13 protein-coding genes are annotated in these 13,669 nt (G+C 72.0%); 12 read left to right on the plus strand and 1 reads right to left on the minus strand.

Annotated features, from left to right (window positions below; translation table 11 throughout):
- Positions 1-481: 481 nt before the first annotated feature.
- On the minus strand, positions 482-1,405 hold the full coding sequence (locus JF597_RS32510) for an alpha/beta hydrolase (RefSeq protein ID WP_294003489.1): 924 nt from the start codon (positions 1,403-1,405) through the stop codon (positions 482-484).
- Positions 1,406-1,597: 192 nt separating this feature from the next.
- Here JF597_RS32510 and JF597_RS32515 point away from each other — a divergent pair, with 192 nt between their 5' ends.
- From JF597_RS32515 to JF597_RS32570, 12 genes are all read left to right on the plus strand, one after another.
- Positions 1,598-2,476: a helix-turn-helix transcriptional regulator gene (locus JF597_RS32515; protein WP_294003491.1), complete on the plus strand. Its 879-nt coding sequence runs from the start codon at positions 1,598-1,600 to the stop codon at positions 2,474-2,476.
- Positions 2,473-2,943: a DUF2255 family protein gene (locus JF597_RS32520; RefSeq protein ID WP_294003493.1), complete on the plus strand. Its 471-nt coding sequence runs from the start codon at positions 2,473-2,475 to the stop codon at positions 2,941-2,943. Before JF597_RS32515 ends, JF597_RS32520 begins: the two co-directional genes overlap by 4 nt.
- Before the next feature lie 291 nt (positions 2,944-3,234).
- Positions 3,235-3,879 carry a hypothetical protein gene (locus JF597_RS32525; protein WP_294003495.1) on the plus strand — a complete coding sequence of 215 codons (645 nt, stop codon included), beginning with the start codon at positions 3,235-3,237 and terminating at the stop codon, positions 3,877-3,879.
- Positions 3,876-5,234 carry a copper resistance protein CopC gene (locus tag JF597_RS32530; RefSeq protein ID WP_294003497.1) on the plus strand — a complete coding sequence of 453 codons (1,359 nt, stop codon included), beginning with the start codon at positions 3,876-3,878 and terminating at the stop codon, positions 5,232-5,234. The genes JF597_RS32525 and JF597_RS32530 overlap by 4 nt, the downstream gene beginning before the upstream one ends.
- 60 nt (positions 5,235-5,294) lie before the next feature.
- Positions 5,295-6,377 (plus strand): cupredoxin family copper-binding protein, encoded by a 1,083-nt coding sequence (locus tag JF597_RS32535; protein ID WP_294003499.1) that lies wholly within the window; start codon positions 5,295-5,297, stop codon positions 6,375-6,377.
- 104 nt (positions 6,378-6,481) lie between these two features.
- On the plus strand, positions 6,482-7,000 hold the full coding sequence (locus JF597_RS32540) for a hypothetical protein (RefSeq protein ID WP_294003501.1): 519 nt from the start codon (positions 6,482-6,484) through the stop codon (positions 6,998-7,000).
- On the plus strand, positions 6,988-7,728 hold the full coding sequence (locus JF597_RS32545; protein WP_294003503.1) for a cupredoxin family copper-binding protein: 741 nt from the start codon (positions 6,988-6,990) through the stop codon (positions 7,726-7,728). Before JF597_RS32540 ends, JF597_RS32545 begins: the two co-directional genes overlap by 13 nt.
- 331 nt (positions 7,729-8,059) lie before the next feature.
- Positions 8,060-9,358, plus strand: coding sequence for an extracellular solute-binding protein (locus JF597_RS32550; protein ID WP_294003504.1), 1,299 nt, complete (start codon positions 8,060-8,062; stop codon positions 9,356-9,358).
- A complete protein-coding gene (locus JF597_RS32555) occupies positions 9,355-10,227 on the plus strand; it encodes a carbohydrate ABC transporter permease (RefSeq protein WP_294003506.1) in 873 nt (290 codons plus the stop codon). Before JF597_RS32550 ends, JF597_RS32555 begins: the two co-directional genes overlap by 4 nt.
- Positions 10,224-11,108: a carbohydrate ABC transporter permease gene (locus JF597_RS32560; RefSeq protein WP_294003508.1), complete on the plus strand. Its 885-nt coding sequence runs from the start codon at positions 10,224-10,226 to the stop codon at positions 11,106-11,108. Before JF597_RS32555 ends, JF597_RS32560 begins: the two co-directional genes overlap by 4 nt.
- Positions 11,105-12,496, plus strand: coding sequence for a carboxylesterase family protein (locus tag JF597_RS32565; RefSeq protein ID WP_294003510.1), 1,392 nt, complete (start codon positions 11,105-11,107; stop codon positions 12,494-12,496). The genes JF597_RS32560 and JF597_RS32565 overlap by 4 nt, the downstream gene beginning before the upstream one ends.
- 8 nt (positions 12,497-12,504) lie before the next feature.
- Positions 12,505-13,635 carry an ROK family protein gene (locus JF597_RS32570; protein WP_294003629.1) on the plus strand — a complete coding sequence of 377 codons (1,131 nt, stop codon included), beginning with the start codon at positions 12,505-12,507 and terminating at the stop codon, positions 13,633-13,635.
- Positions 13,636-13,669: the final 34 nt, after the last annotated feature.

Raw genomic sequence — 13,669 nt, forward strand, 5'->3', positions numbered from 1 at the left:
CCTCCCGCCCCCAATCGCTGCACGAGTGGCAGGACTTCAGCCATCGGTTGCATGAGGCGGGGCATCAGCCGTATTGCCTGGTGTGGCCCTGAGCTGGGGCTTCTTGCGGATCGGGCGGGGTCTTCGGGCCTCGCCCTTTTGGGTGCCGGGAGGGGCCGTCAGGCGGCCAGGGCGCACCCGCACCCGGCGGCCTCCCAGGGCAACAGCCGGTCGATGTTCGCTCAGCTTCTCCCCGAAGGCCGCCGGCCCCCGGCTGCTCATCGCCCAGAGGCTGCTGGTCCGGCGGGCCCACCGCCGCAGCGGGTCGCCCGTGTCCACAGGGGTGTGGAAGGGCAGCACCCGGATGCCGTGGGCGTCGACGCTCTTCCATATCTCACCCCTTCGGTCCAGCGCGGTGGGCGGGGCGACCGTCGACGCCCTGGCAACGTCCGAGACACGGTCGGTGTCCTCGACGAGGTCCATGCCCGTCGCGCAGTGCTCGTCAGCCGGTGACGAGGTGGGCGGTGTAGAAGTCGGTGAGCTTGTCGACGGCGGGGTCGATGTACTCCTTCTTGTCGTAGAGGTCGACGTGGCTGGCGCCCTTGATCCAGTGGATCTCCTTGGGGCCGGTGGCGCGCTGGTGGGCCTCGACGGCCATCCAGGCGGTGACGGCGCGGTCGCCGATGATCTGGAGGATGGGGCGGGGACCGATCAGCGGGACGGCGAAGAAGGCGTCGTGGGAGGCCATCCTGTCAATGCTCTCCCAGGCGAGGGTCTTCGCGGAGCGTTCGTGCCGGCCCCGCGGGGTGCAGTAGTACTCGAAGCCTTCGACGCCGTGCCGGCCGCCGAGAGCTCGGGCCTGCTCGGCGGTCTCCGGGAACATGGCCATGGTACCGGGGTCCTCGCCGCGTGCGGCGGCGTTGCGGGCCGCTGCGGCGGCGTCCAGCAGGGCCTGGAAGACGGCCGGGTCCTGGGTGCCGTCGGCGCCGAGACGGAACTGGCGGGCGGGCTCGGCGGTGGACACGGTGGCCACGGCCTTGACGCGGTGGTCGCCGCCGGTGGCGGCCAGCGAGTAGCTGCCCGAGGCGCAGATGCCCAGCAGGCCGATCCGGTCGGCGTCGACGTCGTCGCGGGTGGCGAGGTAGGAGACGGCGGCCTTGAAGTCCTCCACCCGCTGGGCGGGGTCTTCCAGGCCACGGGGCAGGCCGCCGGACTCGCCCTGGTGGGCGGCGTCGAAGGCGAGGGTGACGAAACCGCGCTCGGCCATCCGCCGCGCGTACGTGCCGGAGGTCTGTTCCTTCACACCGGTGCCCGGGTGACCGACCACGAGCGCCGGGCGCGGACCCGACGTCGGCGTGTCGGGGGTGTAGAGGTGGCCGACGAGCGGGATGCCGGCGCTGTCGAAGCTGACGGTGGTCCGGGCCATGGGAGCTCTCCCTGAGACGTGATGACGTGTGTAACGCGCCGGCGCGGCGGACTCGGGGCCCGCGCCCTGCCGGGCACACATCCACGTTCTGCCAGTCTCCGCACGCGCGGGAGAGCCAGGTTTCTGCCTGGGAAAGAACTTGCCCCCTCACCCGTGTGCCGTGACCGTCGCGGCGCACTGACACTTGAGAGCATGACCGCAGACTCCGACTCCCGGGCGCTGGGCGCCTTCCTCAAGGCCCGCCGGGCCCAGCTGACACCGCAGGAGTGCGGCCTTCCCGAGACGGACTCCGCCCGGAAGGTCGCCGGACTGCGCCGTGAGGAGGTCGCCCAGCTCGCCGCCATCAGCGTGGACTACTACACACGACTGGAACAGGGCCGCGTCCGGGCCTCCGTACCCGTGCTGACCACCCTGGCCCGCGCCCTGCGCCTCGACGACGACCAGCAGCGATACCTCTACGAACTCGCCGGCCGAAGCGACGCCCACCCGCGCCGCCGCCGGTCCGCCCAACGCCTGCGTCCGGCCATGCGGCGTCTGCTCGACCAGCTCACCGAAACTCCCGCGCTCGTCCTTGGCAAACGCCTCGACATCCTGGCCTGGAACCCCGCCGCCACAGCCCTCTACACCGACTTCGCCGTCCTCCCGGCGAACCGGCGCAACTACCTGCGGCTGCTGTTCACGAACCCGGTGGTCCGGCAACTGCACCAGGACTGGGCCCACGACGCCCGGGAAGCGGTCGCCGCGCTGCGCATGGAGGCCGCGGCCGATCCCGACGATCCCGACCTCGCCCAGCTCGTCGGCGAACTCTCCGTGCAGGACCCCGACTTCCGCACCTGGTGGGCCGAACACCGGGTCAACAGCGCCAGTTACGGCACCAAGCACTACCGCCACCACCTGGTGGGCGACCTCACCCTCGACTGCGACACCTGGACCAGCCCCGACGGCTCCGGACAGCGACTGATGATCCTGACCGCCGAATCCGGCAGCCCTTCGCACGACGCCCTGCGCATCCTCACCTCATGGACCACCCGGCAGCCGACCAGCGACCGGACGGAGAACCTCCCGCGATGACCACCTGGACACCCGGGGATCTCGCCCTTCTCACAGAGGCCGAATCCCTCGTCCTGACCGCCGGTGACGACGGTCACCTCGGCGTGGGGATCGGTATGGTCCTGGTCGACGGCGAGCTGTACGTCCGCGCCTACCGAGGGGTCCGCTCCAGCTGGTACCAGGCGGCGCGCAGGCACAGCCACGGACAGATCCGGGTCGGGGCCGTCACCCGCGACGTCCTCCTGGACACCCGTGACACCAGACCCGCCTCCGCGATCGACGCCGCCTATCGGAACAAGTACGGACAGGCGGCCGGTGCCCTCGCCGTGAGCCCCGCGGCACACGCCGCCACGATACGGATCGACCCGGCGCCCTCGTCGAAAGGCGCCGCCGACCTGCGGACGGGTGCCGCGCGGGAGGAGGGGACGGCCGCCCGGGCGGCGGGAACGGTCACGGGTGTGGGGGGATCAGGGCCTCGGTGGCGTTGAGCACGATCCGGCGGTCCCTGGCCGGACCGCCGGCCGCCTCCTACGGCAGACGCGTCGAAGTCCCGTGCGGCGAAGTAACGAAATGCCAAGCATGTTCGCATTCACGGCGCCTTCGCTTTCTTCACGGAATGCAATGCGCACATTGCGGCGGGAACGTCCGTCCTCACAGGTCACACCCGATTGATGGGGAGGCATGGAAACGGGCGATTAACTGACGTGTAGCCGACGGGAATCGTCGACTCTGGTGCACTCCTGGTCACTGCCGTACACACACAGCGTCAGGAGGGGCTCATGCCCTTGTTCGCCAGAGCGGCCTGGCCGGGAGACCATCGCGACGAGATCGTCGCAGGGACACTCGTCGCCGCGGTGATCGTCGTCCTCGGGTACGCCTCCGGCATCGGCACACCCCAGCCCTCAACCGTCGACACCGCCGCGCCGCCGTCGGCCGGCCCCTCCGGGGGATCCGCGGCGAGCGGCTCCGGTCCGGTGGACAGCGGCTCCGGTTCCGGCGCGGACTCGGGCGCAGGCTCGGGAGGCATCAGCCTGCCAGGAGGCGGCGGTTACGTCCTTCCGGCGGGCGACGGCACCACCTCCACCGGCGCCGGCGGTCATGGCACGGGCGGTACGGGCAGCACCGGTGACATGCCGATGCCCACCCCTGCCCCCTCCGGCTCGGCCTCGGACTCCCCCACGCCCGCCCCGTCCCCGGTTCCGTCCTCGTCCAACGGCTGCACGACGGGCGAAGTGCGGCTGTTGCGGCCGCTGTTGACCGGCACCGTCAGCCAGGTCACAGGTCTGCTGGACGGCCTGCTCGGCACGGCCGCCTCACCAGCGGCGTCGCCGTCGCCGGCGCCGCCGTCCTCGACCAGGGATCGGTCGTCGGTGTGCGTGGGCCTGGCGCCGTCACCTTCGGTGCTGTCGGAGGTGCTCCCGTGAGAGGCCGGCGCGGTCCCCGACTCGCCCTCGCCGCTCTCCTGGCGTTCGCGGCCCTGCTGTTCGCCGCGCCCGCCGCCTCCGCCCACACCGAACTGACCTCCTCCGCACCGGAGAACGGCGACCGGATCGCGCACACTCCCGCCACGGTCCGACTGACCTTCAGCGAGCAGGTCGAGCTTGCCGACGTCCACATCACCGCGGACCGGAAGCAGCTGAACCTGTCCCGGCCGGCCCACGGCGACGCCGAGGGCAATGTCGTCGAGGTGACCGTCCCGAAGAACACCGGTGCGGACCGGCTCACCCTCATATGGCGGGTGCATGACATGGAGGACGGTCATCCCACGTCGGGGAGCCTGTCCTTCGCGCTGGTGGCGAAGCCCGGGGACTCCGCCGCGTCCGGAGTCGACCAGGCCGACGCGACCGGCGTCCAGGCCGCTCCGCGCCCCTCGGAGTCCGTGTACACCGCCTGGACCGTGACCCGCTGGGTCGGCTACCTCTCGCTCGCCCTCTACGTCGGTGGGCTCGCCTTCTGCGCGCTGCTGTGGCCACAGGGCGCGGGGGACCGCCGTACCCGCCGGCTCCTCACCCTCGCCTGGGCCGCCGGACTCACGGCGAGCCTGCTCGGGCCAGGGCTGCAGGGCGCCTACGGGGCCATGGGCACGCTCGGTGACGTGCTCAAGTCGGCCACCTACACCGACCTGCTGGGCTCGGAGATCGGCATCGTGGCCGCCTGCCGGGTCCTGATGTGGGTGCTGGCCGCGATCGTCCTGGCCGCCCTGCTCCAGGGCGGTGAGCGGGCCGCCCGTTCCCCGGGCTGGCGCGTCGGACTCCTCGCCGTCGCCCTGGGCCTGCTGCGCACGACGGGCATGACCGGGCACAACGCCGAGGGCACGCACCCGGGTTGGGGGGAGGTCGCCGACCTGATCCATCTGCTCGGCGTCTCGCTCTGGCTGGGCGGCCTGGCCCTCCTGCTGATCGGCGTGCTGCCCCGTCGCCGCCCGAAGGAGCTGTCCGCCGCCGTCTCCGGCTACTCCACGCTGGCAGGCGTGTCGGTCACCGCGATCGTGGCGGCCGGATCGGTGCTGACCTGGCAGATCGTCGGTTCCTTCGGCGCACTCGTCGACACCGGGTACGGGCGCCTGCTGCTGCTGAAACTCGCCGTCCTGGCCGTGGTGCTGCTGATCGCCCAGAGCAGCCGCGCCTGGGTGCGAACCCGGCTGGACATCGCCGTCCTGCTGCGTGGCGACCGCGCCACCGTACGGCCCTTCGTCTACTCGGTCGTGGCCGAGACGGGGCTCGTCCTCGCCGTCCTCGCCGCGACGAGTGTGCTGGTCACATCCGCCCCCGGGCGCTGATCGGCACCTTCCCGCACAACCCGCTGTTCCCGCCCCCATCTCGCAAGGAGACGCACCACCATGGGCACTGACATCACTGACAGCACTGACAGCACCACCGCCGCTCCCCCGCCGCGTCACCGGCGCTCCCGGGTCGGCAGCCGGGTGCTGCTGGCCACCGGCGTGGGCGCGGGCGTAGCCGCGGTCGCCTGCCTCGGCCTGCTCCAGGCATCCGCGAGGGCCGCGGCTCCGCAGACCGCCGCGCCCGCGGCCGAGGCACACTCGATGGCGATGGACCAGCCCACCGCGGCCAAGACCACGGCGGCCAAGGCCGCGGACTACACCATCAAGATCACGGGCTACAAGTTCGCCCAGCCGTCCCTGACCGTCAAGGTCGGCCAGACCGTGGAGTGGATCAACGAGGACTCCGTTCCGCACACGGTCACCACCACCAGTGGCCCGGCGAAGTTCGACTCCGGGACGCTGAACAAGGGCGACAGCTGGTCCTACACCTTCACCAAGGCGGGCACCTACGAGTACTACTGCGCCGTCCACCCCGACATGACCGCCTCCATCACGGTGGCCGCCGACAGCGGGGGCGGCACGGGGGGCTCCACCGGCGGTTCGACCGGCGGCAGCACGGGGGGCTCCACCGGCGGTTCCACAGGCGGTTCGACCGGCGGCTCGACCGGCGGTTCCACCGGGGGCAGTACCGGCGGCTCGGCCTCCGGCGGTTCCAGCGGCGGAAGCAGCAGCTCGGGCGGCTCCAGCGGCGGGAGCAGCGGCGGCAGCGGTGACGGCGGCTCCGAGCAGTGCGTCAGCATCCAGCAGGTCCTGCTGCCGATCCTCCAGCACATCGACAAGGCACACCTGGAGGAGTCGCCGGGCCAGCAGATCCAGGACGCACTCCAGCTCGACAGCTACCTCAAGATGCACACCGTGTGGGTCGAATCCATCCTCACTCCGGCCATCAACGGAGTGGGTTCCGTGGGCGACGACACCCTCACCGTGCTTCTGCAGCACATCAACTCCGCCCATCTGGAGGAGTCGCTGAGCCAGCAGGTCACGGACCTCCTCGACCCGGACGCCTACGTCAAGATGCACACCGTGTGGGCCGAGCACTTGCTCGCCCCGACCGAGGACTACGTCACCAACTCCTGCTGACCACGGTCGGCAGGGCGTGGCGGGCCGGCCGAGTCGCAGTCGGCCGGCCCGCCACCCCTCCATTGTCCTTCCCGTCACTCCGCCCGCCCACCGAGGTGCCCGAGATGACCACCAAAGCCCTTCCCACCGCCGTCCTGCCCCCGCCCCCGGCCGGCCCCGACCGGTTGCCGCGCCCCGGCGCCTACACCGCCGCGCCCGACCGCTGCATCGTCGAACTGACCGGCAGGATCGGCCCGTTGGTCACCCTGCGCCGTCGGCTCGTCGCCGCGGACGCCAGCCTCACCGTCACGCCGGAGCCTGAACACTGGGCGCTGAGCCTGGAGCTGACCGGGCGCCCGCTGCACGGAGCGCGGTTCACCTTCGTCAGCACGACCGTCGCGTCGGAGGACCACGGTTCCCGGCTGAAGGCGGTCGGAAATCTCGCCCTGCGGGACGGGCCCCCCACCCCGGCCGTGCTGACCCTGCGCGTCGTCGAGCGCACGGACGACGCGCTCCTCGTCCTCGGCGTCCTCCGCCTGCCGTACCGTCCGCTGCACCGCGCGACCGGCCTGACCCTCCCCCGCACCCGCCCCGCAGACCGCGTCCGTCTGCTCGTCGCCGCGGAGTTCACATGCCCCGCCTGACCGCCTTGACCGCCCGGAACGCCCTGCGCGCCGTCCTGACCGGCCTGCTCCTCACGGCAGCGGGCGTCGTTCTGCCCGCCGCCATGGCACGGGCGACGACGACGCACCAGATCGTCATGTCCGGCTACGCCTTCAGCCCGCGCTCCCTCACCGTCACCGCCGGGGACACCGTCACCTGGGTCAACCGGGACCAGGCCCCGCACAACGTGAAGACCGTCTCCGGCCCCGCCTCGTTCCAGTCCTCGATGCTGAACAGGGGCGGCGTCTTCAGCCACACGTTCAGCGCACCGGGGACGTACGACTACGAGTGCACGGTGCATCCCGGCATGACCGCCGTGCTCGTCGTCAAGGCCGCGGCCCCCGCCACCCCCGCCCCCAGCAGCCACCCCACCGCCCACCAGCACGCCGCCTCCGCCCCGGCCGCTCTGCACACCACCGAGCCCCGGTCCACGGCCCCCGCCGCACCGGCCGCTCACGCCGACCGCAGCGGCAAGGCCGCAGCGCCCGGCACGGACGACCGGCCCTCCCCCTCACCCTCTCCCACCGCCATCGGAACACCCACCACTGTGGACACACGGACCACCGCCGCCACGGCCCGTCCCCTCGACCCGTTGCTCATCCTCACCGGCGTCGTCGCGGGGGTCGCGGTGCTGTGCCTGCTCCTGGTCGGCTCCCGCTCCGCCGCCCTGCCCCGACGCGACGAATCGGACCCGACGTCGGCCGCATGAGGCAGGGCATCGGCCGCACTGCGCGGCTTGGCGCCGAGCCAGAGTTTCCTGCGGATCGGGCGGGGCCTTCGGCCCCGCCCTTCGCGGTACCGGCGAGGGACGGTGGCTCCGAGTTCCGTGACGGACACGGCGATCACGACCTCACCCAGCGCGGACCACAGCGCGCAGAGCCGTCGCGCTCCTCGACATCGCGCTCCTGCCCGGCGCCCGTCGATTTCGCTACAAGTTCCGAAATTATTCGTGATGGCTCGGCCACGCCCGTGCAACACGGCGTTCGTAGCTTCGCAGTCAGCGATAACGCTGCTTTCCCGCGAAATCCAGGAGCCCCCGAATGTCCCTCCCCTCCAGACGCGGTGCCCTGAAGCTGACCGCCGGCCTGGCGCTGCTCGGCGCCGGCGCCCTCACCGGTTGTGGCCGTGGGGACGCGACCACGGCCGCCAAGTCCTCCGCCACGCCCATCGACGACTCCCCGGCCACCGGCACCCTGAACGTCTGGGCCGCCCAGGGCGACGCGGACGTTTTGGACAAGGTCATCACGCCGTTCAAGACCGCGAACCCGAAACTCACGGTGAAGTTCACGCTGATCCCGAACGCCGAGTACTACACGAAGCTCCAGTCGGCGATCGCCGCGGGCAAGGGACCGGACGTCGCCCAGTTCTTCCCGGAGTCCCAGGCACAGTTCCTCGACCCGTCGATCCTGCGGGCCGTGCCGGACGATCTGGTCGACCCCCGGTCCTTCTTCACCAGCCTGTGGGACGCCGGTGTGGTCAAGGACGTCGCCTACACGGTCCCCTGGTACGCGTACACCTACGCACTCGTCTACCGCTCCGACCTCGCGAAGAAGGCAGGCGTCACGGCGCCGACGACCTGGGCGGGGATGGTGCCCTTCCTCAAGGCGCTCCAGGGCGCCGGGGCGGCGCACGGACTGGGGGCCGACATCGGCTGGGACGTCTTCAACGGCCAGGACGCCGCCATGTACGCCTGGCAGGCGGGCGGCTCGCTGCTCTCCGGCGGGAAGTGGACGCTCGACACCCCGGCCATGGCCGACGCGCTCACGTACAACGCGTCGTTCTTCACCTCCAAGGTCGCCGACACGAGCGGACCGACCTTCCTGGACGCGCAGCCGTACTTCGTGTCCGGCAGGACGGCCATGATGATCACCGGCCCGTGGGTCGTCGGACAGCTCGACGCCGCTGCGAAGAAGACCGGCTGGACCGCGTCCCATGTCGCCACCGCCCCGCTGCCGGCGGGCTCCTCGGGCAACGTGTCGTTCTCGGCGGGCGGCACCTGGGGCGTACTCGCCGACGCCGGCAACGCCGACGCGTCGTGGAAGTTCGTCCGGTATCTCACGAAGCCCAGCACCCAGGTCGCGCAGTACAAGGCGTACAGCTCGCTGCCGGCCGTCGTCTCCGCCTGGGACGACCCGTCCATCAAGGGCCAGCCGCTGCTCGACGCCTTCCTGACCCAGCTGAAGAACACGCGGGCGTTCCCGCAGGTGAGCACCTGGCAGCAGGTCGCCACCCGGCTGGGCAAGGAGATGGAGGCCGTGGCCAAGGGCACCGAGAGCGCGGCGAAGGCGGCGGCGAACGTGCAGGCCTACGCCGAGAGTCTCGGCACGGGAGCGCAGTGAGGACCCGCCGGACGGCCGTCGGCTGGCTGTTCCTCGCGCCGTTCGCCCTGCTCTTCCTGCTCTTCACGGCCGTCCCCGCCCTCTCCGCGCTCGGCTTCAGCCTCACCGACCTGCGCGGCTCGGACCTGCGGCATCCGCTCGCCGTCAACTTCACCGGTCTGGACAACTACGTCCGGCTGTTCCAGGACGACAGTTTCCTGAGGGACATCCTCAACACCGCGCTGTTCGTGGCCGTAGGCGTTCCGCTGACCATGGCGGCCGGGTTCGCGCTGGCCCTCGCCCTGGACTCCGGCATCCGGCGGCTGCGCGGCACGTTCCGCACGGTCTTCTTCGCACCGGTCGTCACCAACGTCGTGGCGATCGCGCTGATCTGGCGGTACGCCTTCAACGAGAACGGCACCGTCAACAGCGTGCTCGCCGCCGTCGGCCTGGCCGGGCCGAACTGGCTGGACGACACCCACCTGGCCATGCCCGTGGTCATCGCGCTCGGCGTCTGGCGCAACTTCGGCACGGCGATGGTGCTGTTCCTCGCCGGGCTGCAGGCGATCCCGCGGGACGTGTACGAGGCGGCCGCCCTCGACGGGGCCGGCCGATGGCGGCAGCTCAGGCACATCACCCTGCCGATGCTGATGCCCACCACCCTGATGGTGTCCGTGCTGCTGACCGTCTTCTACCTCCAGGTGTTCGACGAGCCGTATCTGCTCACCGACGGCGGCCCGCTCGGTTCCACCGAGTCGGTCGCGCTGTACACCTACCACCAGTTCGGTGTGGGCGAGCTGGGCGTGTCCTCGGCCGCGTCCTTCGTGATGATCGTCCTCGTCGCCCTGGTGAGTGCCGTCCAGTTCCGACTGCTGAGGCCCCGCTCATGACCGCCGTAGCCACGTACCAGAGCGCCGACACCACCGCCGCCGACCGGGCCGCCGTACGCCGCCGGTCCCTCTCCCAGCCCCTGCTCTACGGCGCGCTGCTGCTGTGCGCGCTGCTCACGCTGCTGCCGTTCGTGTGGGTGGTCAGCGGCTCGCTGCGCAGCCTCGACGAGATCCGCGCCGACCCCGGCGCCTGGCTCCCGCACCACGCCACCCTCGACAACTTCGTCCGGCTGTTCCGGACGCAGGGCTTCGGCCGGTTCCTGGTCAACAGCATCGTCGTCGCGGTCATGGTGGTCGCCGGGAACGTGGTGGCCGCTTCGGCCGCCGGATACGCCCTCGCCAAACTGGACTTCGCGGGCCGGCGGCTCACGTTCGGCGCGGTCATGGCGGCGATGACGGTGCCGGTCACCTCGGTGTTCATCACCCAGTTCGTGATCACCGTCGACATGGGGCTGGCAGACACCCTCACCGGTATCGCGCTGCCCTCCATGGCGCTGCCGCTGTCGGTGTTCATCATGCGCCAGTACGCTCTGTCGATCCCCGACGAGCTGCTGGAAGCCGCCCGGATCGACGGCGCGGGCGAGTTCCGGATCTTCTTCCGGATCTTCCTGCCGCTGGCCGGTCCCGCGGTCGCGACGATCACGATCATGTCGTTCCTGTACTCGTGGAACAACTTCATCTGGCCGCTCGTCGTCGCCCAGAGCATGTCGACCTACACGCTCCCGGTGGGCCTCGCCGCCACCAGCCAGGCCGCCGCGCACGTCACCGACTACGGTCTGCTGCTGGCCGGCGCGATCGTGGTGATGCTGCCGGTGCTGGCGCTCTTCCTGTGCCTCCAGCGGTACTTCGTGCAGGGCATCGCGGGAACGGGGATGCGGTGATCACGACGGACATGGTGCGGGCCCCGGCGGGCACGGTCATCGGGCGCCGTGCGGGCAGGGTCCGGCGCTTCCTCGGCATCCCGTACGCCGAAGCGCCCGTCGGCACCCGGCGGTTCGCGCCGCCGGTCGCGCGCGGCCGGTTCGCCGAGCCGTACGACGCGTCCCGCCACGGCCCGACCGCGCAGGCGGTGCCGCTGTCGGCGACGACCACGATCCCAGAACCGTCCGTGCCGGGTGACGACGTGCTGAACCTGGGCGTCGTGGCCCCGGTCGACGCCGAGCACTGCCCGGTCCTGGTGTGGATCCACGGCGGCGGCTTCCTCGCGGGGAGCCCGGCGAGCCCCTGGTACGACGGGCGTTCCTTCGCCCGCGACGGGGTCGTCACCGTGACGGTCGGATACCGGCTGGGCGTGGACGGATTCGCGCCGCTGGACGGCGTACCGGCCAATCTCGGGCTGCGCGACATCCTGCTCGCTCTCGACTGGGTACAGGAGAACATCGCCGCGTTCGGCGGCGATCCGGGACGGGTCACCCTCGCCGGGCAGTCGGCCGGGGGCGCGGCGGTGCTGGCGCTGCTGTCGTCACCGGCCGCCCGGGGGCGCTTCGAGCGGGCGGTGAGCATCTCGGGCGGCTTCTTCGAGGTGGGAAGGGACACCGTCCACGGCTTCCTGGAACGACTCGGGGGCCGGTTCGGTGGGCCGGCGACGAGGGAGGGATTCAGCGCGATCGGCGTGGCACAACTGCAGGAGGCTGTAAGAGATGTGAGAGGCGAGGAGGCGCTGGTGCTCGGGCCGGTCACGGGTGACGACATTCTGCCGGTGCCCCTCGCCCAAGGGCTCACCGGGCACGGGCTGGACGTACCGCTCCTGCTCGGGGCGACCGGTGACGAGTTCGACGGCGGCGTCCCGGCGGAGTTCACGCGCGTCACGGACCGGACGGCGCGGCCCGCCGGCGCGACGGGCGCCGGGCCGCGGCCGGCCCGCGCCACGGGCACCCGGGTCACCGACACCCTCTTCCGCGCCGCCTGCCCGCGCGTGGCACGCCTCCGGCGCAAGGCCACCGCCGGCACCTGGCTGTACTCCTTCGAATGGCCCTCCCCGACCACCGGCGGCGCCACGCACTGCATCGACATCCCGTTCTTCTACGACGTCCTCGACGCACCGGGCGTCAGGGCGGCACTCGGCCCGCAGCCGCCCCGGGAGCTGGCCGCGCTGATGCACGCGGATCTCGTCGGGTTCGTGCACGGACGACGGCCGTCCTGGACACCGGCCACCGGGGAGCCGGGCGATACGGCACGCGAGTACGGCCGCCCCGGCGCCGCGCCCGCCGCCGACATCACGGGCGGGTACGACCCCGTGGTCCCGGCGGCAGCGGCGGAGGCGTACTGATGTCGGGGATGAACCAGAGCGCGGTACGCCGGGTCAACACCTCCGTGATCCTGCGGGCGCTGGCGGTGTCGGCCGGGCCGACGACGCTCACCGCCCTGGCCGAGCGGACGACGCTGTCACGGCGCACCATAGAGCTGATCCTGGACTCCCTCCTGACGGCCGGATGGGTGGCCGAACTCGACCGGATACCCACCCGGGGCTGCGCGGGCCGGCCCGCGCGACGCTACGAACTGCGGGCCGAGCACGCCCTGCTGGCGGCGGCTCAGATCACCACGGAGAACGTGTCCGCGGTCGTCGCCGATGTGCGCGGCCGTATCGTCGGCCGCGCACACCGCCCGCTGCGCTCCTACCTGGACCCGCGGGCCTCGCTCGACGACGCGGCGACGCTGGTGCGCGAAGCGCTGGAGGACGCGGGCGGATCGGTCGAGCGGCTGCGCGCCGGTGCGCTGGCGAGCGGTGGCGCGATCGACGACGACGGAGTGGTGCGGCGGCTCGTGCACACGACCCGGTGGGAGGGCGTGGATCTGCCCGCGGAACTCACGCGCCGGATCGGGGTGCCCTGGTTCGCGGACAACGACTCCAACCTCGGCGCCCTGGGGGAGCGTTGGCGCGGCGTGGCCGGTGACCACGACAACGTCGTATGGGCGGTGCTCGGCAACCGGACCGGCCTCGGCATCCTCATCCGGGGATCGGTGCACCGGGGCCTCGACGGAGCGGCCGGCGAGATCGTCGAGGCGGTGTCGATGCCGACGGACTCGGTCGCGCACCGGCCGGTCGCCTGGCTCACCTCACCGGAGCCGGACCGCCGCGCCATCGCGCTGGGCCGCTTCGAGGCCGCCCGGGCGGGCGAGGCGAGCGCGCTCGCCGAGGTCGACGAACTGGTGGCACACATCGCCACGATCCTCACCACCCTGTCCTGGACGGTCGCCCCGTCCCTGATCGTGCTGGGCGGCGGTCTGGAGGACGCGGCCGACGTGCTGCTGCCCCGGGTGCGCGAGGCGCTGCGCGCCGCCCGTACCCCCGCGGTCGAGCTGCGGGCCACCGCCCTGGGCCGCGACGCGGCCCTCGTCGGCGCCGTGAAGCTGGCACTCGACCGCATGGACACCGAGTTGTTCGGCCCCCTCGTGCCGAGCCTCTGATCCCTCGCGTCACCGATCCACCGACCTACGGAGT

Source organism: Streptomyces sp., assembly GCF_019510245.1.
Classification (GTDB): domain Bacteria; phylum Actinomycetota; class Actinomycetes; order Streptomycetales; family Streptomycetaceae; genus Streptomyces.

Bases quoted from the DNA above. Each gene is read 5' to 3' on its own strand.
- JF597_RS32520 (WP_294003493.1), top strand. From the start codon at position 2,473: ATGACCACCTGGACACCCGGGGATCTCGCCCTTCTCACAGAGGCCGAA.
- JF597_RS32545 (WP_294003503.1), top strand. From the start codon at position 6,988: ATGCCCCGCCTGACCGCCTTGACCGCCCGGAACGCCCTGCGCGCCGTC.
- JF597_RS32515 (WP_294003491.1), top strand. From the start codon at position 1,598: ATGACCGCAGACTCCGACTCCCGGGCGCTGGGCGCCTTCCTCAAGGCC.
- JF597_RS32560 (WP_294003508.1), top strand. From the start codon at position 10,224: ATGACCGCCGTAGCCACGTACCAGAGCGCCGACACCACCGCCGCCGAC.
- JF597_RS32550 (WP_294003504.1), top strand. From the start codon at position 8,060: ATGTCCCTCCCCTCCAGACGCGGTGCCCTGAAGCTGACCGCCGGCCTG.
- JF597_RS32535 (WP_294003499.1), top strand. From the start codon at position 5,295: ATGGGCACTGACATCACTGACAGCACTGACAGCACCACCGCCGCTCCC.
- JF597_RS32540 (WP_294003501.1), top strand. From the start codon at position 6,482: ATGACCACCAAAGCCCTTCCCACCGCCGTCCTGCCCCCGCCCCCGGCC.
- JF597_RS32570 (WP_294003629.1), top strand. From the start codon at position 12,505: ATGAACCAGAGCGCGGTACGCCGGGTCAACACCTCCGTGATCCTGCGG.
- JF597_RS32525 (WP_294003495.1), top strand. From the start codon at position 3,235: ATGCCCTTGTTCGCCAGAGCGGCCTGGCCGGGAGACCATCGCGACGAG.
- JF597_RS32510 (WP_294003489.1), bottom strand. From the start codon at position 1,405: ATGGCCCGGACCACCGTCAGCTTCGACAGCGCCGGCATCCCGCTCGTC.